The sequence below is a fragment of the Lysobacter brunescens genome (assembly GCF_042677005.1).
GTDB lineage: Bacteria > Pseudomonadota > Gammaproteobacteria > Xanthomonadales > Xanthomonadaceae > Lysobacter_I > Lysobacter_I brunescens.
Genome location: NZ_JBHTIF010000005.1, coordinates 115152 through 132407, shown reverse-complemented (window position 1 = coordinate 132407; position 17256 = coordinate 115152). Strand labels below are relative to the sequence as shown.

At 68.8% G+C, this 17256-nt stretch carries 15 protein-coding genes and 2 tRNA genes; 7 read left to right on the top strand and 10 right to left on the bottom strand.

From position 1 onward, the window contains the following. Positions 1–120 precede the first annotated feature (120 nt). The 4 genes from alaS (at position 121) to ACFQ0E_RS17505 (ending at position 3654) form a co-directional block, all read left to right on the top strand. Complete coding sequence (gene alaS, locus ACFQ0E_RS17520) at positions 121–2781, top strand: alanine--tRNA ligase (protein ID WP_386826036.1); 2661 nt, start codon at positions 121–123, stop codon at positions 2779–2781. A gap of 143 nt (positions 2782–2924) precedes the next feature. Then, positions 2925–3137, top strand: coding sequence for a carbon storage regulator CsrA (gene csrA, locus ACFQ0E_RS17515; RefSeq protein WP_137853054.1), 213 nt, complete (start codon positions 2925–2927; stop codon positions 3135–3137). A gap of 44 nt (positions 3138–3181) precedes the next feature. Continuing rightward, positions 3182–3274 (top strand) — tRNA-Ser (locus ACFQ0E_RS17510). A gap of 303 nt (positions 3275–3577) precedes the next feature. Continuing rightward, positions 3578–3654, top strand: a tRNA-Arg gene (locus tag ACFQ0E_RS17505). A 258-nt stretch (positions 3655–3912) separates the two neighbouring features. Here the strand turns inward: ACFQ0E_RS17505 and ACFQ0E_RS17500 are convergent. From ACFQ0E_RS17500 to ACFQ0E_RS17465, 8 genes are all read right to left on the bottom strand, one after another. Next, positions 3913–4131: an MbtH family protein gene (locus ACFQ0E_RS17500; protein WP_386826033.1), complete on the bottom strand. Its 219-nt coding sequence runs from the start codon at positions 4129–4131 to the stop codon at positions 3913–3915. A gap of 45 nt (positions 4132–4176) precedes the next feature. Beyond that, the gene (locus tag ACFQ0E_RS17495) at positions 4177–5943 is read right to left on the bottom strand and encodes an ABC transporter transmembrane domain-containing protein (protein ID WP_386826032.1); all 1767 of its coding nucleotides are present in this window, start codon (positions 5941–5943) and stop codon (positions 4177–4179) included. A 215-nt stretch (positions 5944–6158) separates the two neighbouring features. Continuing rightward, positions 6159–6857 carry an MliC family protein gene (locus ACFQ0E_RS17490; RefSeq protein ID WP_386826030.1) on the bottom strand — a complete coding sequence of 233 codons (699 nt, stop codon included), beginning with the start codon at positions 6855–6857 and terminating at the stop codon, positions 6159–6161. 34 nt (positions 6858–6891) lie between these two features. After that, positions 6892–7491, bottom strand: a complete 600-nt coding sequence (locus ACFQ0E_RS17485) for an IMPACT family protein (RefSeq protein WP_386826028.1) — start codon at positions 7489–7491, stop codon at positions 6892–6894. A gap of 24 nt (positions 7492–7515) precedes the next feature. Next, the gene (locus tag ACFQ0E_RS17480; RefSeq protein WP_386826026.1) at positions 7516–8673 is read right to left on the bottom strand and encodes a hypothetical protein; all 1158 of its coding nucleotides are present in this window, start codon (positions 8671–8673) and stop codon (positions 7516–7518) included. After that, complete coding sequence (locus ACFQ0E_RS17475) at positions 8670–9230, bottom strand: RNA polymerase sigma factor (protein WP_386826269.1); 561 nt, start codon at positions 9228–9230, stop codon at positions 8670–8672. The genes ACFQ0E_RS17480 and ACFQ0E_RS17475 overlap by 4 nt, the downstream gene beginning before the upstream one ends. A 169-nt stretch (positions 9231–9399) precedes the next feature. After that, complete coding sequence (locus ACFQ0E_RS17470; RefSeq protein ID WP_386826025.1) at positions 9400–11187, bottom strand: vWA domain-containing protein; 1788 nt, start codon at positions 11185–11187, stop codon at positions 9400–9402. Positions 11188–11373: 186 nt separating this feature from the next. Beyond that, complete coding sequence (locus ACFQ0E_RS17465) at positions 11374–13896, bottom strand: TonB-dependent receptor plug domain-containing protein (protein WP_386826023.1); 2523 nt, start codon at positions 13894–13896, stop codon at positions 11374–11376. 251 nt (positions 13897–14147) lie between these two features. On the opposite strand from ACFQ0E_RS17465, the gene ACFQ0E_RS17460 reads away from it, so the two are divergent. After that, a complete protein-coding gene (locus ACFQ0E_RS17460) occupies positions 14148–14672 on the top strand; it encodes a DUF1579 family protein (protein ID WP_386826021.1) in 525 nt (174 codons plus the stop codon). A 27-nt stretch (positions 14673–14699) separates the two neighbouring features. Here the strand turns inward: ACFQ0E_RS17460 and ACFQ0E_RS17455 are convergent, their stop codons facing one another. Then, positions 14700–15323 (bottom strand): 2OG-Fe(II) oxygenase, encoded by a 624-nt coding sequence (locus tag ACFQ0E_RS17455; protein WP_386826019.1) that lies wholly within the window; start codon positions 15321–15323, stop codon positions 14700–14702. 86 nt (positions 15324–15409) lie between these two features. Between ACFQ0E_RS17455 and ACFQ0E_RS17450 the strand changes: the two genes are divergently transcribed. Both ACFQ0E_RS17450 and ACFQ0E_RS17445 read left to right on the top strand, forming a co-directional pair. After that, positions 15410–16087, top strand: coding sequence for a rhomboid family intramembrane serine protease (locus tag ACFQ0E_RS17450; protein ID WP_386826017.1), 678 nt, complete (start codon positions 15410–15412; stop codon positions 16085–16087). An 82-nt stretch (positions 16088–16169) separates the two neighbouring features. Next, complete coding sequence (locus ACFQ0E_RS17445) at positions 16170–16673, top strand: hypothetical protein (RefSeq protein ID WP_386826015.1); 504 nt, start codon at positions 16170–16172, stop codon at positions 16671–16673. 74 nt (positions 16674–16747) lie between these two features. Here ACFQ0E_RS17445 and ACFQ0E_RS17440 read toward each other — a convergent pair whose 3' ends face one another. Continuing rightward, positions 16748–17242: a Slp family lipoprotein gene (locus ACFQ0E_RS17440; RefSeq protein WP_386826013.1), complete on the bottom strand. Its 495-nt coding sequence runs from the start codon at positions 17240–17242 to the stop codon at positions 16748–16750. Positions 17243–17256: the final 14 nt, after the last annotated feature.

Below are 17256 nucleotides of genomic sequence, written 5' to 3'. Positions count from 1 at the left end.
GTCAATCGGGCTGTCCAGCCTGCTAACCTAGGCGGTCTTGGGTTGTCCGCTCGTATCCGCGTCGGCACGGTGCCGGCTTCGCGGGTGGGGACACTGCCCCCCTCATCTTCGCCGCCCGCCATGAAAACCACAGCCGACATCCGCCGCGATTTCCTCGAATTCTTCCGCTCGAAGGGCCACACCGTGGTGCCGTCGAGCCCGCTCGTCCCGGGCAACGACAAGACCCTGCTGTTCACCAATGCCGGCATGGTCCAGTTCAAGGACGTCTTCCTCGGCGCCGAGAAGCGCAGCTACACCCGCGCCGTGTCCAGCCAGCGCTGCGTGCGCGCCGGCGGCAAGCACAACGACCTCGATCAGGTCGGCTACACCGCCCGCCACCACACCTTCTTCGAGATGCTGGGCAACTTCAGCTTCGGCGACTACTTCAAGCAGGACGCCATCGCCTATGCCTGGGAGCTGCTGACCGAGGTCTGGAAATTGCCGAAAGAGCGCCTGCTCGTCACGATCTATCACACCGACGACGAAGCCTTCGAGATCTGGAACAAGCAGATCGGCCTGCCGCCGGAGCGGATCATCCGCATCGGCGACAACAAGGGCAAACCCTACGCATCCGACAACTTCTGGCAGATGGCCGACACCGGCCCCTGCGGCCCTTGCACCGAGATCTTCTACGACCACGGCGACCACATCGCCGGCGGCCCGCCGGGCAGCCCGGACGAGGACGGGGATCGCTACATCGAGATCTGGAACAACGTCTTCATGCAGTTCGACCGCCAGCCCGACGGCAGCCTGCTGCCGCTGCCGGCGCCCTGCGTCGATACCGGCATGGGTCTGGAGCGCATCGCAGCCGTGCTGCAGCACGTGCACAGCAACTACGAGATCGACCTGTTCCAGCACCTGATCAAGGCCGCCGCCGCGATCACGAACACCGCCGACCTCGAACACAAGTCGCTGCGCGTCATCGCCGACCACACCCGCGCCTGCAGCTTCCTCATCGTCGACGGCGTGCTGCCTTCGAACGACGGTCGCGGCTACGTGCTGCGCCGGATCATTCGCCGCGCCATCCGTCATTTCTGGAAGCTCGGCGCACTCAGCGCCGAAGGCAATTTCTGGCGCATGGCCCAGCCGTTGATCGAGGCGATGGGCGAGGCGTACCCAGAACTCGTCGAGAAGCGCACACTGATCGAGCGTGCGCTCAAGGCCGAAGAAGCCGCGTTCGCGCAGACGCTGGATGCGGGCATGGCACGCCTGGAAGGCTATCTGACGCAGAGCGCCGGCACGATCGATGGCGAGCAGCTGTTCCAGCTGCACGACACCTATGGCTGCCCGCCGGACCTGATCCTCGACATCCTCCGCGAAAAGGGCTTGCCGGACGTGTCTGCCGAGGTCACGGCCGAATACGAACGCCTGATGGAAGAGCAGCGTGAGCGCGCGCGCAAGGCCGGCAAGTTCGGCGGTGGCGTGGCCATGCCGGCGGAACTCATCGCCCAGCTCACCCCCACCGATTTCCTCGGCTACGATCGCCTCGATGCCGACGATCTCGAAGTCGTCGCGCTGCTCAAGGGCGGTGCGCCGGTGGAAAGCATCGTTGCGGGCGACGAGGCAATCGTCATTCTGGCGCGCACCCCGTTCTACGCCGAGTCCGGCGGCCAGGTCGGCGATACCGGCACGCTGGCGGGCGAGGGCGCCGAGTTCGCCGTCACCGATACCCAGAAGTTCGCCGGCCAGTTCTTCGGCCATGTCGGCACGCTCGATGCGGGCAGCCTCAAGCGCGGCGACCGCCTGTCGGGCCAGGTCGACGGTGCGCGTCGTGGCGCCACCATCCTCAACCACAGCGCCACGCATCTGCTGCACGCCGCCCTGCGCAGCGTGCTCGGCACCCACGTCACCCAGAAGGGCTCGCTGGTCGCGCCGGATCGCCTGCGTTTCGACTTCAGCCATTTCCAGGCAGTCACCGCCGATGAACTGGCCGAGATCGAACGCCGCGTCAACGCCGAGATCCGCGCCAACAGCGAAGCCGAAGTGCACCACATGGGCATGCAGGAAGCGCTGGATTTCGGGGCGATGGCGCTGTTCGGCGAAAAGTACGGCGAGCACGTGCGCGTCCTGCGCATGGGCGACACGTCGACCGAACTGTGTGGCGGCACGCACGTACGCCGCACCGGCGACATCGGCCTGTTCAAGATCGTGTCCGAAGGCGGCATTCAGGCCGGCGTGCGCCGGATCGAGGCCGTGACCGGGCAGGGCGCCCTGGACTACATCGCCGGCGAAGAGCGCCGCCTCGACGAGGCTGCCGACCTGCTCGGGGGCAACCCGGCCGACATCGGCGACAAGCTGCGCGCCCTGCTCGATCGCCAGAAGAAACTCGAGCGCGAGATCGAAGCCCTCAAGGCCAAGGCCGCGACCGCCACCGTGGCCGACCTCGCTGCGACCGCCGCCGATGTCGGTGGCGTAAAGGTCCTGGCGGCCCGGGTCGAGGGCCTGGACGCCAAGGGCCTGCGCGAGGCCGTCGACCATCTGAAACAGCAACTTCGTGATGCCGTCGTCGTGTTGGCCGGGGCCGCGGATGGTAAAGTGGCTCTCGTTGCGGGGGTGAGCGGCACGGCACTTGGGCCTGTCAAGGCTGGGGAGTTGCTGGCGCACGTTGCCGGTCAGATCGGGGGCAAAGGCGGTGGCCGCCCCGACATGGCTCAAGGAGGGGGCGAGGATGGCCCGAATCTGCGCGGAGCTCTGGAGGGCGTTCAGGATTGGGTCAAGGGCCGTCTGGCCTGCTCGACATGACGACCGGCGCTTCTCGCCGGTGAGTGTGTCCGGGTATTCTTAAATCAATTGCGTCCGCCTCCGGAATTCCATCCCCACAAGAATCGGTCGCGGAACAACGACAGCGTGTCGGCGAGGGGGAAGCCGGCCAATGGAGAATTGCAATGCTCATTTTGACTCGCCGGGTTGGCGAAACCTTGATGATCGGCGACACCGTCACGGTGACCGTGCTCGGCGTCAAAGGCAACCAGGTGCGTATCGGGATCACGGCGCCGAAGGACGTCGCGGTTCATCGCGAGGAAATCTACCAGCGCATCCAGCGCGGTGAAGGCCATCCGAGCCACGGCCCGAATTCGGGTTTGCCGCAGGACGATTGAGCCGGTATCCTTTGCACCCTGCGCGCAGTTGACCGCGCGCCGACGGAGAGTTGCCCGAGAGGCCGAAGGGGCTCCCCTGCTAAGGGAGTATGGGGTCAAAAGCTCCATCGAGGGTTCGAATCCCTCACTCTCCGCCACCCTGTTTCACAAGTGAGTTGTTCACCGGCGAAGGCCGAGTGGTGATTCCCGGCCCGCCGCAGCGCGGCGGGCGTTCGACCGGGACACGGGCCAGTGGCCCGCAGCAGCCCCGGTCTCACCCCTCACTCTCCGCCACCCTGTTTCACCCGGATCCGCGTCACGCGTCCAAGCGCATGCACACGGTCAGGATCGATCACGCACTCGTAGCGAAGTGTGTTTCCCAGCAGGGAATTCGATCCTGAAATGTTCGGATGGAGTTGACCGATTCGTTTCGAGTTGGCACAATTCCGCTTCTTCACCGCGCGCCCGTAGCTCAGTTGGATAGAGCACCAGGCTACGAACTTGGGGGTCGGAGGTTCGAATCCTTCCGGGCGCGCCAATATTCAAAGAAAAAGCCAACCTGCAAAGGTTGGCTTTTTCTTTGCGCGCGCCCTCGAATTCCCGCCCCGCCGCAGCGCGGCGGGCGTTCGCCCACGCGCGAAGCTTCGCTTCGCAAGCAGCGTGGCCTCACCCTTCTGGGTGCGCCACCCGCAACAGAAAAGCCAGCCTTCGCAGGTTGGCTTTTTCCTTTGCATGCCCTCGGAGATCGGGTTTGTTGTGGCGCCGCGTTGCATGTCCGAAGACAGCGAGCGTGGGCTCAGGACCGTCCGCCGTTCTCTTCCATGTGTCGACGCAGCGAGAGCGGTCGCATGTCGGTCCAGACCGCTTCGATGTGCGCGAGGCATTCCGTCTTGGTGCCGCTGAAGCCATCGGCTTGCCAGCCGATGGGCAGTGCGCGGTCGGCGGGCCAGATCGAATACTGCTCTTCGTGGTTCACCACGACTTGGTAGCGGGTGCTGTCGTCGTCCGGCGTCATGAGCGGTCTCCGTGCGTGGACAGGGCGTGTGCGATGCAGGGCGTTTCAGTCCAGGAACTGCAGCCGCGCCAGTTCCGCGTACAGGCCGTCCTGCGCGAGTAGTTCTTCATGCGTGCCTTCGGCGACGATGCGGCCGTGGTCCATCACCACGATACGGTCGGCCTTGAGGATCGTGGCGAGCCGGTGCGCGATCACTAGCGTGGTGCGGCCGCGCATGAGGTTCTCCAGCGCGTGCTGCACGGCGCGTTCGCTCTGTGCGTCGAGCGCGGAGGTGGCTTCGTCGAGTAGCAGCACGGGGGCGTCCTTGATCAGCGCGCGGGCGATCGCGAGGCGCTGCTGCTGACCGCCGGAGAGCGTGGTGCCGCGTTCGCCGAGCTGCTCCTCGTAGCCCTTGGGCAGGGCGGCGATGAACTCGTGGGCCTCGGCCGAGCGCGCGGCGGCTTCGATTTCCGCGTCGGTGGCGTCGAGACGGCCATAGCGGATGTTCTCGCGCGCGCTGGTCGCGAACAGCGTGGGCTGCTGCGGGACCAGGGCGATGTGTTCGCGCAGGGCGACCGGATCGCAGTCGCGCACGTCGATGCCGTCGACCGACACGCGACCGGACTGCGGGTCGTGGAAGCGCAGCAGCAGCGAGAATACCGTGCTCTTGCCGGCGCCGGAGGGGCCGACCAGGGCGACGGTTTCGCCGGGTTTCACGTGCAGCGTGAAGCCGTCCAGCGCAGCCCTGTCCGGGCGTTGCGGGTAGCGGAAGGACACCGCATCGAGATGGATGTCGCCGCGCAGCGCCGGCGGCAGCGTCACCGGCGAGGCGGGCGGCTGGATGCCGTTGCGTTCGGCCAGCAGCTCGTCGATGCGGCTCATGCCGCCGGCGGCGCGCTGCAGTTCGTTCCAGGTTTCTGCCAGCGCGGCGACCGAGCCGCCCGCGAACATCGCGTACAGCACGAACTGCGCGAGCGTGCCCAGGCTCATCCGCCCGGCGTTGACGTCGTGCGCGCCCATCCACAGCACGACGGTGATCGCGGCGAAGAACAGCACGATGATCACGGCGGTGATGCCGGCCTGCAGGCCGATGCGGCGGCGCGCGGCGTCTATGGCGCGCATCACGGCGTCGCCGAAGCGTCCGCGTTCGTAGGCTTCGCGGCCGTGGGCCTGCACGGTGCGCACCGCGCCGAGGGTTTCGGTGGCCAGCGCGTTGGCGTCGGCGACGCGGTCCTGGCTGCCGCGCGAGGCGTTCTGCACCCAGCGTGCGGCGAACATGACCGGCAGCACGGTCGCGGGAATGCCGACCAGCGCCCAGGTCGCCAGTCGCGGGCTGGTCACGAACAGCATCACCAGCGAGCCGAGCACGGTGATCGAACTGCGCAGGGCGACCGACATCGCGCTGCCGACGAGGTTGCGGATCAGCTCGACGTCCGCGGTGAGGCGCGAGACCAGCTCGCCGCTGCGATTGCGCTCGTGAAAGCCGGCGTCGAGACTGATGAGATGGCCGTACAGCCGCGTGCGCAGGTCGGCGACCACGCGTTCGCCCAGTAGCGAGACGAAGAAGAAGCGCAGGGCCGTGCCCACGGCGAGCGCCACCGCCACCAGGAAGAGCAGCACGAAGCTGCGGTCGATGTCCGAGGCCGCGCCCTTGACGAAACCGTCGTCGATCATCGTCCGGAACGCCACCGGCAGGCTCAGGGCGGCCGTCGACGAGACCGCCAGCGCGCACAGCCAGCCGAGGAACAGGGCGCGATGGTGGAGGACGAAGGGCCACAGCGCGCGCAGGCTGCCGATGGGGGCGTTGGCCGAGGACGGAACGGGTTCGGACATGAGCGGGGCGGCGTCCTTTGACGCTTGCGGTTGGGGAGGGCGGGGCAGGCTATTGTCGGCCAATCCGCGCCGACGGGCAGGATTCGATCGATGCCTTCGCCACCCGGGGAGAGGGTCCGGGCTGCTGTCCGCTCGGGGGCGCCTGCGAGCGCAGGTGTCTTCGCGTCGCCGTCTGCGGGATGGCGACGCGGAGACCCGGATTCAAGCCGTAGGACTCAGGGCGCGGTGCTGCCGGCGGCGCGGCAGGTGAAGCGGTTGCCGTAGAAATCGACCGACAGTTCGCCTTGGTGCTCCCAGATCTCCATGCCTTCCCGGCCGTAGCGCGCGCCGCTGGCGGCCATCATCGGGAATGCGATGGCCTGGTCGTCGCCCCAGGTGACGACGGCGGACTTCGGGTCGAGGTCGTTGTAGTAGACGACCGTGAAGCGCTTGCTCTTGTCGTCGCAGTCGTAGGCGGTCGCTTCCGGCGTGGTGGTTTCGCCGTTGTCGAGCTGCAGTTGCACGGTGCGGGTCAGGTAGGCCTCGGACACGCAGCGGCTGCGTTCGACGGACTTCCAGCAGTCGTCGCGACCCTTCACCCAGCCGCGCTGCTCGGCGGCGAGGCGCGCCTGGTCGGCGCCCGGTGCGGCCTTGGCGCGGGCGAAGACTTCAGCGAGGCGGCGATCGAGCACGGCGAGTTCCGGATCCTTGCAGACGAGTTTCTCGGCCTCGCTGGCGGCTGCGGCGCAGTCGAACGAGGGTTTGACGTCGACGGCGGTCTTCGCGGGCGCCGGCGCGGTCGCGGGCGTGGCCGGTGCGGCCGGCGCGTTTGCAGGCGCGGCGGTGTCGGCGGTGGAGGGCTGGGCCTCTTCTGCCTGCTGGCAGGCGGTCAGGCCGAGCACTAGCACGAGCGGCAGCAGCGAAGACGGTTTCATCGTCGAATCCTCGGGGAAGGGGCAGCGAATGATCCTACGCCGGCGGCATGACCGGCGACAGGCGTGCGCGGTCGCGGGTGGCGTCGCGCAGACGCAGCGCCAGCGCGTCGGCGTGTTCCGCAGGCAGGCGCACGCGCAGGATCGCGCCGTCGGCGTCGAAGCGCTCGTCCAGCCGGGCGGCATCGATGGCGATGAGCGCGGCATGCACGGCGCCGAGATCGGCGAAGGGGCAGGCGATGTCGAACTCCGAGAGGACGATCAGCGGCCGGCGCCCGGCGCGGCGCAGGCATTCCGCCGCCGCGCCGCCGTAGGCGCGGACCAGGCCGCCGGCGCCGAGCTTGATGCCGCCGTACCAGCGGGTGACCACGACCAGCACCTGGTCGCAGCCCTGGCCGTCGATCGCGGCGAGGATCGGGCGTCCGGCGGTGCCGGCGGGTTCGCCGTCGTCGCTGGAGCGGTATTGCCCGCCGACCCGCCATGCCCAGCAGTTGTGGGTGGCGTCCGGATCGCCCAGCGCGGCCAGTCCGGCCTGTGCCTCTTCGGCCGAGGCCACGGGCATGGCCTGGGCGAGGAAGCGGCTGTGCTTGACCTCCAGCAGGTGCGAGGCCGGGCCGGACAGGGTATCGAGCGGCATCGAGGTGTGTGTCGTATGCCCGACTCAGGGCGCGGTCAGCGTCGCCGCCAGCGGCTTGAGGTCTTCCGGCAGTTCCGCATCGGGGTAGCGACGCTTGAATTCGCGCAGGCTCTCGCGCGCCCAGGCCTGTTCGCCCCTGGCCAGGAGTTCGCGGATGCGCTGCAGCCAGGCCTGGCGGAATTCCGGCGAGTCTGCGGAAACCGGCGGGCGATCATCGTACTCGCCCGTGGTCTTGGGCGTGTCGCGGGTGGCGGCGGTATCGCCGACGAAACCGCTGTTGCCGCGTGCCGACGCGACGGGCGGCGGCGGGGGCGCCGGTGGCGGCGGCGGGGCCACGACCGGTGCGGCCACGCCTGCGGCGCGTTCCGCCACGGCCTGGCGACGGCGCTGCTCCTGTTCGCGGCGGGTGTACTCGGCGGCGCCGATCTCGCGTTCGGTGCGGCGGATGCGCGAGCCGCTGACGTCGATGCGGTCGTAGCTGTCCTGCTCCGCCGCTTCCTTCGCCTGGGCGACCGGTGCCGGCGCGGCCATGGCGGCCGGCGGCTGGGTGTCCGCCGCCGCTTCGGCGGAATAGACCATGTTCTGCGGGGCGTCCTGCGCGCGCGCCGGCTTGGCGACCGGAGGCGGCGGGGCGGCCGGTGCGGCGGGCGCAGGCGGCGCGGCGGCATCGGCCGACATCGCGCTGTCGAATGGCGCCTCCATCGGTGGCGGGGGCGGCGGCGATTCGCGCTGGAGCGGCGGCTCGACCATGATGACCTGCGTCGCTTCCGGGCTCTCGGCTGCGGCGACCGCTGTTTCGGCTGCGCCTTCGCCGATGCCGGCACCGTTGTCGTGCAGTTTCCAGCCGATGCCGGCGGCTAGCACCAGCGACGCGGCGAGGCTCAGCCCGAGCGGCCAGCGTGGCGTCGGCTTGCGCGGGCGGGGCGTGAGCGGGGTGACCTTGGGATCGCTGGGGGCTGGTGTCGCCGGCACCGGGCTGTCGTCGCCGGCCCCAGTCGTCGCGGTCGTCGCGGCGATGGGTTCGGCAGCCGGCCCGGTTGCGGGCTCGACGACCGCCGCGCGCGCCATCGCCAGGATCTTCGCGTCGAGCGTGGGCGCGGGCTCGCGCGGACCGCCGAGGCGCGCGAGGCGCTCGGCAAGATCGCGTTCTTCCGCGGTGAAAGGTTCGCTCGGGCGGTTCATGGGTTCAGTCTCGCGCGCAGTTTGTCCATCGCGTAGCGCAACCGCGATTTGACCGTTTCCCGGCCGACGCCGGTCACTTCGCCGATTTCCTCCAGACTCAGGTCCTGTTCGAGGCGGAGCAGCACGACTTCGCGCTGTTCCGCCGGCAGTTCTTCCAGTGCGAGGTGAAGCCTTCGCCTTTCCTCGAATTCCGACAAGTGCCGTTCCGGTGTGTCGTGGTCGGGCACGCGTTCGGTGCGTTCGTCGGCATCGTCCGGGGCCGGCGGCCGGTGCTGCAGCGCCCGCCAGTGGTCCGCCAGGCGGTTGTGCGCGATCCGGTACAGCCAGGTGGTGAACAGCGCTTCCGGCTTCCAGCTCTGCCGCGCCGACACCACGCGCTGCCACACGTCCTGGAACATCTCGTCGGCCAGCGCGCCGTTGCCGTGCAGCTGGCGCGCCAGGAAGCGGTAGAGCTTGCCGCGATGCCGCTGGTAGAGCTGTTCGAAGGCAGCGACGTCGCCCGCGCCGTACGCGAGCATGAGCTGTTCGTCGCTGATTTCGACCCCGACATCGTTCATGTCGGTCAGGTTAAGGGGTGCGACGGCATTCGTGAAGCCATTCGCGCCGTTGTCCGCGCAGACGAACGCGATGCCGCCCGTCGCGCTGCGAAGGCGACGACGGGCGGCGGGTGCGATGGCAGCGGCGACGGCGGACATGGCGATGCTCGGTCTGGTCGGTCGGTGCGCGTCAGTCGGCGATCATGCCGACCTGCGGCGTGTCGCCGGCGGTGACGCGGCGCGCGGCGTCCACCAGCTCGACGAACTCGCGGCGCAGCGCCCACGGGTCGTCGCCGACGCTCTGCCGTGCGCTGCGCGCGATCTCGTCCCAGCTCCAGCCGTCGATGTTCTTCCCGCCGCGCAGGGCGTCCGCATAGGCGGCCACGGTGGCGGCGAAGCGCAGCGCGGGACTGGGCGTGGCGCGCAGGTCGCGGCGCGACACCGGACGTTCGATCAGCCGGCTGGTGTCCTCGCCGGGGCGCTTGTAGCGCAGGCGCAGGTGTCCAAGTTCGCCGGCGGTGCCTGCTTTCGTCGCCGGTGCGTCGGCATAGCGCAGCGCCGGCAGGCGCGCGGCGTCGGAGCCGACCAGGGTGAGTTCGTACAGCGCGGTGACTTCGTGGCCGGCACCGATGTCGCCGGCATCGACGCGATCGTTGGCGAAGTCCTCGCGGCGCAGCATGCGGTTCTCGTAGCCGATCAGGCGGTATTCGGCGACCACGGCCGGGTTGAACTCGATCTGGATCTTCACGTCCTTGGCGATGGTCAGCAGCGTGGACTGCATTTCCTGCACCAGCACCTTGCGCGCTTCCTGCAGGGTGTCGATGTAGGCATGGTTGCCGTCACCGACATCGGCCAGGCGTTCGGCCATGGCGTCGTTGTAGTTGCCCTGGCCGAAGCCGAGCGTGGTCAGCGCGATGCCATGCTTGCGCTGGTCGCCGACCAGCGTTTCGAGCGCCTTGCGATCGGTGATGCCGACGTTGAAATCGCCGTCGGTGGCGAGGATGACGCGATTCACGCCGTCCTTCATGAAGGCCTGTTTCGCCATCGCGTAGGCGAGTTCGATGCCTTGGCCGCCATTGGTGCTGCCGCCGGCCTGGAGGCGATCGAGCGCGGCGAGAATGCGGTCCTTCTCGCTGCCCGGCGTGGGTTCGAGCACCACGCCTGCGGAGCCGGCGTAGACCACCATGCTCACGCGATCCTGCGGACGCAGCTGTTCGACCAGCTGCGCGAACGAGTGCTTGAGCAGCGGCAGCTTGTCTTCCGAGTTCATCGAGCCGGAGGTGTCGATCAGGAACACCAGGTTCGCCGGCGGCAGTTCGGCCTTCGGCACGTCGTAGCCCTTGATGCCGACCATCAGCAGCTGGCGCTTGCCGTTCCACGGCGCGGCAGCCAGTTCGGTGGTGACGCGGAACGGCGTCGCCAGCGAGGCCGGGCCGGGATGGCCATGGTCGAAGTAGTTGATCATTTCCTCGGCGCGCACCGCATCCGCAGGCGGCCGCGTGCCGTTGCGCAGCATCCGGCGCACGTTGCTGTAGCTGCCGGTATCGACGTCGATGGAGAAGGTGGAGACCGGTTCCTCGCTGGCGCGCTTCACAGGATTGTCCTCGCGTTCCGCGTAGGTCTCGGTGTTGGTCGATTCGGTCGGGAGGGCGATCATCGGCGAGGCCATCCGGTGCTGCGCGACGATTGGCGCCGGGGGCGGTGCGGACGGAGGCGGGGGCGGCGATGGTGGTGCGATCGCTGCGACGCGACGCGCGTGTCGGGAGACATTCCCTTCCCGGACGCGCGCGCCGGTGACGACGATGCTGTCGAGCGCCTTGTCCGATTCGGCTTCGGCGGACTGCGGTGCGAGCTGGCCTGCGCGGGATCCGGCCGGGGGCGCTTCCGAGACCTGGCGTCCGCCGCAGGCGGACAGCGCGAGCGTGGCGAGGATGGCGGCGGCGAGCAGCTGCGGTGTCGGGCGGGCGATGCGGCGCATGGGCGGTCTCCGTGGTGGGCGCACGGTCGAACGGGCCATGCCGTGGGGTGGGGTTGCCGCTGGTCGTGCAGATCCGGGGGGGAGGCGCGCGAATGGTGGATCCGCAAAAGGAAACGGGCGGCTTGCGCCGCCCGTTTCCGTGACATTCCGATCCGATTCGATCCGGAGGGACCGATGTCGTCGACGTCAGAACTTCCAGTCCACCTTCGCGTAGTAGTACGCGCCGTTGATGCCGAACGGCAGCGTTTCCCAGCCGTAGGTGAAGCCCAGCTGCGGGAACGGGAACGCCTGGTTCTCGTCCCACTTGTCGGGGTAGGTGTCGAGGAAGTTGTTGCTGCCCAGGGTCAGGCGGACCTTTTCGCCGATCTGGAAGCCCAGCGCGAAGTCGAACAGCGTGGCGCCGTCCCAGGTCTGCTTGAAGCCCGGGGTGAAGCCTTCGCCGGCGACCGAGCCGTAGTAGTTCGCGCGCAGCGTGCCGTCGAAGACACCACGGGTCCACACCGCCTGCAGCACGTGGCGTGCGCCGGGCTGTCCTTCCTCGACCAGCGTGACCTGGCTGTCGTCGAACAGCTGGGTCGGCGAGAGGATCGCCGACTGCGAGCGACGGGCGGTGACTTCGGTCTGGTTCCAGTGCAGCAGCGCGGTGAGGTCGAGGGTGCCGCCGATGGCTTCGGTGCTGTACTCGGCGACGATGTCGATGCCGCGGGTCTTGGTGTCGATCGCGTTGGTGAAGAACTGCGCCTGGGCCACGCCGAACGGCGCCAGGATCGCGCGGATCGGGCAGTTGGTGTTGGTCGGCGTGCACGGCAGGCCGTTGGTGCCGATGCTTTCGGGCGCGATGTTGCTGGAGAAGATGATGCGGTCGTCGATGTCGATCCAGAACGCGTCCACGGTGAGCGTGAAGTTGTCGCTCGGTCGCCAGGAGAAGCCGATCGTCTTGCTCAGCGATTCCTCTTCCTTCAGCGGTTCGATGCCGAAGGCGCGGGTGACGGCGCTGTCCTGGCGCGCGGTCAGGGTGTCGGCGAGCAGGCCGGTCGTCGGATCGATGTTGGTCGAGCGCTGGCTGTAGAACAGCTGCTGCACGCCCGGTGCGCGGAAGCCGGTGGCGATCGTGCTGCGCAGCGCGAAGGTGTCGGTGATGTCCCAACGCGCCGACAGCTTGCCGGTCAGGGTGTTGCCGAAGTCGGAGTAGTCCTCGAAGCGCAGCGCGCCGCCGAGCAGGAACTTGCCGCCGAAGCGGGTTTCGGCGTCGACGTAGAGCGCGTAGTTGCTGCGGCCGTCGTCGACTTCCTCGTTCGGCGAGAAGCCCGGGAAGCCCTGGATGCCCGGCGCGGCGAAACCGCCGTTCTGGTTGAGGATCTGGATCGCCGGGTTGTTGGTGCGGCCGTAGGTGTAGGACACCGGGTCGCCGGCTTCGATGGCGTAATCCTCGCGGCGGTATTCCACGCCGGTGGCGAGGCTGAGCGGCTCGCTGGCGCCGATGTCGACGCTGCCGCGCACGTCGAAGTTCAGCGTGGTCTGCTGGAACTTCAAGGTGCCGGTATCGGCCGAGGTGGGCGAGGCGTTGTAGCGCGGGCCGGCGGGGTTGGCCGGGTTCAGCGGCTCGTACCACCAGCTGACGTTGACCGAGTTGCGCTCGTGGAAGCCGAAGCGGCTGCGGCCGTGGTTGACCGACAGATCCCAGTCCCAGGTGTCGTTGAACGCGGCGCGGTAACCGACGGCCAGCGAACCGTCCTCGACGGTGGTGATCAGGTTGGGCAGGAAGCCGTTCGGATAGAGGTCGGGCACCGTGCGGCCGTCGCCGGCGCTGCGGAAGAAGCCCGAGGAATCGCCTTCGCGGCGGGAGAGGCCGCCGAACCAGTACAGCTCGCCGCTGCCGACGCCGACGCCGCCGTTCATCCACAGGTAGGCGTCGGTGGAATCGGCGTCGCCGATGCGCTGGGTCACGCGCGGCGGGCTCACGCGCAGCGTGTCCTTGCCGGCGCGGTTGGTTTCCTCGCGGTCGCGGTATTCGACGCTGAGGTTGATGAAGCCGTCGTCGCCGAGTTCGAAGCCGTGGTTGAGGCCGCCGTGCAGCACGGTGCCGTCGCCTTCGCGTGTCTGGCCGGCCTCGAAGAAGACCTGGGTCTCCTTGGTCTGCTTCTTCAGCACGACGTTGATCACGCCGGCGATGGCGTCGGAGCCGTACTGCGCCGCGGCGCCGTCGCGCAGCACTTCGATGCGCTGGATCGCGGTGATCGGAATCGCGTTGATGTCGGTACCGGCCGAACCGCGCGCGACGGTCTGCTGCACGTTGACCAGCGCCTGCTGGTGGCGGCGCTTGCCGTTGACCAGCACCAGTACCTGGTCGGGACCGAGCGCGCGCAGGGTGGCCGGGCGCAGGATGTCGGTGCCGTCGCTGATGGTGGTGCGCGAGAAGTTGAAGCTGGGTTCGAGCATCTGCAGGAGCTGGCCCAGTTCGCGGGCGCCGGTGCGCTCCAGCTGCACGCTGTCGATCACGTCGACCGGTGCGGCCGTATCGGCGGCGGTGCGGTTCTTGGCGCGGCTGCCCAGCACGGTGATGGCGTCGAGATCGCCGGAGGCTTCCTCCGTCGACGACGCGTCCTGGGCGAACGCAGGCAGCGTCAGGGCCATGGCGAGGGCGAGCGCGGTGACGCGCGGGACCGGACCGACGCGCGGGCGGCGGGCGGACAGTTTCGATTGGAACATGGAGCCTCCGAATTCTTTTCCGTGAATGAGCTGTGATGGGTGTTCCGCGGAGGAGCGCCTCCCCTTGGCGCCCCGGACGCCGTGTGTGCGTACAGACGATCCGGGCGCATTCATAACATTTTTTTAGCGACCGGACCCGGGCCGGCGGCCCGGTTCGAGCCTTGTCGGACCCGTACGCATGCGCAGGGCGACGCTGCCGCCAGAGCGCCCTTGTGGAGTACGCTGGCCGAAACCGGAGGGGAGGGCGCGCCATGGGAACGGAAGACGGAAGCCGAGAGGATGCGGGCACGCAGGCCGGGCCTGGCCCGCACCAGCGTCTGGTGCGCATGGCCGGAGATTGGGCAGGCACCTACCGCCTCTGGTTCGAGCCCGACATGCTGGCGGCCGAGTCCCCGCAACGGGGCAGCTTGCGCGCGGTGCTGGGCGGGCGTTTCCTGCTGCACGAATACACTTGGGACTTCGACGGTCGCAGCCATGCCGGCGTGGCGCTGTACGGCTTTCACGTCGACGAGCGCCGCTGGGAATGCGCCTGGATCGACAGCTTCCACAACGGCAGCGCCATGATGTTCTCGACCTCGTCCGGGTCGGACGCCGAGCCGCATTTCTCGGTGCTGGGCAGCTACGGCGACGGCCAGACCCCGCCGGGTCCGCGCTGGGGCTGGCGAACCGAGATCACGCAGCCCGACGACGACGCGTTGATCATCGTGATGACCAACATCGCGCCCGACGGGCGCGAGGCCCGCGCGGTCGAAGTGACCTACGCCCGGAACCGCTGATCCATCGCCGCAGACAGCGCGACGCGGTCAGTCGCGGCGCATCCAGCAGGCGATCGACAGGCGTTCGCGCCCTGCGGGCAGGACTTCGTGTTCGAGCTCGCTGAGGAAACACACGCTGCCGCCCACGGGCGGCAGGTCGACGGTGTCGCCATCCTCGCGCCAGATGCGCAGTGCGCCGCCGTCCCCGTCGTTCCAGCCGGCATTGAGGTAGGTCACCCAGGACACCCGTCGCGCGTCGCTGTCGCGGAAGCGGTCGCGGTGCCGCGCATAGCCGCCGCCGGGCGGGTAGGCGGCGTAATGCGCCTCGACGCTGCGCAGCCCGAGGAAGAGCTGGCGGTTGAGCTGCGTGCGTACCTCGTCGAGGACGGCGAGGAAGCGGCGCGCAGGCTCGCCGCAGCGCGGATCGTCGAGCCAGCAGGTGCTGTCGGCGCGGATGTCCTCTCGACGCGCGCGGCCCTCGGCGCGGCCCACTGCAGCCGGTGCGAGCCCGCCGTCGGCCAGCAGGCGACGCAGGTCGTCGCGCAGCGCATCGCGGAGCGCGGGGGGCGGCCAGTCGGCGATCCAGCAGGCGCCATGGTCGCGCAGCGCGTCGGCGAGACGTTCGCCATCGGCCGCGACATCCTGCGCATTCAGGGAAGGAAGCGAATGCATCCCGGTATCATAGGCGGCACGCCCGGCAAGCGCCTTCCTTCGCGCTGTCCGCGTGTCTCTCCCCCCATTCCCCCGCAGGATCACGGATGTTGTCCAGGCTTCCCCCGGCCACCAAGGTGCTGTTGATCGCGAACGTGCTGGTGTTCGTCGCGCAACACGTCCTGTTCCGCCCGTTCCTCGACGAACATCTCGCGCTGTGGCCCTGGCTGTCGCAGGCCTGGGCCGAGGCCGCAGTGCCGGGCTTCATGCCGTGGCAGTTGCTGACCTACGGATTCCTGCACGCCGACCTGGCGCACCTGCTGATGAACATGCTGGCGCTGGTGATGTTCGGTGCGCAGCTCGAGCACACCTGGGGCACGCGACGTTTCACCGCTTACTTCCTGATCTGCGTCGCCGGTGCCGGACTGATCCAGCTGGCGCTGGCGAGCTGGTCGGTGTCGTCCGGAGAGCCGCCGTATCCGACCGTGGGCGCGTCCGGCGGCGTGTTCGGCCTGCTGCTGGGCTACGGCATGCTGTTCCCGAACCAGCGCGTGATGCTGTTGATCCCGCCGGTGCCGATGAAGGCGCGCACGCTGGTCCTGCTGTTCGGCGTGATCACCCTGCTGCTGGGATTCACCGGCCTGCAACCGGGCGTGGCGCACTTCGCGCACCTCGGTGGCATGGTGTTCGGCTGGCTGACGATCCTCTACTGGCGCCGCGCCTCCAGGCCGCGTCCGCCGTCGCAGGGCGACCGCAAGCGCACGCACCTGCGCATCGTCAAATGATCGCCGGGACGGCCGGCGCGGCGGCTGTGTTATGTTCCCGCCCGGTGCCCGCCCCCGGGCGGGCCTGGAAGAACGATCGCGCATGAAGTGGGACGCCTTCACCATCCTCGAGCAGATCCTGATCCTGCTCACCATCGCGAGCCAGATCTGGATCGCGATCACCGTGATCCTGAAATCCGAGGGCGCCGAGCAGTACGTGCGGATCATGTCGTTCTCGACCGGATTCCTCGCCTTCCTGATCACCCGCGCGCTGGGCGTCACCTTCGCGGACATGATGCTGGCCACGCATGCCGCCGACAGCCCGGTGGCGCTGATCGTGATCGGCGCGGTGTTCCCGTTCCTGGTCGGTGTGCTGATCTCGGAAGGCACCATCATCGCGCTGCGGATGGGCATGCCGGTGCCGATCCGGCTGGTGCTGATGATCGCCGCGTTCACGCTGTCGCAGGCCGCATACACCAATTATGTCGCGCTGCAGTCCAAGGTCACCACGCTGGACAAGGCCTTCGTGCCGAACCTGTCGTACGCGATCGCGGTCGGCCTGTGGCTGACTTTCCGCTACCGCGACAAGCACGCGCCCAAGGCCTGACGGCTGCGCGATGCGGACATGAAAAAAGCGGGCCGAAGCCCGCTTTTTTCATGCGCCGGTTCCGGCGGCGTGGTTCACCACCAGCCCCACCAGGGCCACGGCGACGGCGTGGTGATCACGCGCGTGCGGCTTTCCTCGGGCCACAGGTAGACCACGTCGGCGGTGACGCGCGGGAAGCGGTAGGAATACTCGCCGATGCGGCGGTTCTCGTAGCCTTCGATGCGGCCCGTGAAGGTGACTTCGCGCTTGTCGGTGAACAGCGCCGGGTCGTAGAAGCCGGTCCGGCAGGCGATGAAGCGGCCGTGGGTGTCGTCGGCGCCGGCCCAGGCGGGGCGGCCGCTGGCGTCGAGGCGCGAGGACAGCACTTCGAAGCAGGTGCGGTCGGCGAGCGGTTCGGTGCGGACGATCCGGCCACCCCAGCGCACGGCGGTGCCGGTGCTGTCCTGTTCGATGGCCTGGTGCGGGCTGATGGCGGTGAATTCGCCCTGGAGCGGCTTGGAGACGGTGGCGCACCCGGACAGGGCCAGGGCGGTGACGGCTGCTGCGAAGGCGGTACTGCGGGCGGACATGGCGGATCTCCTGA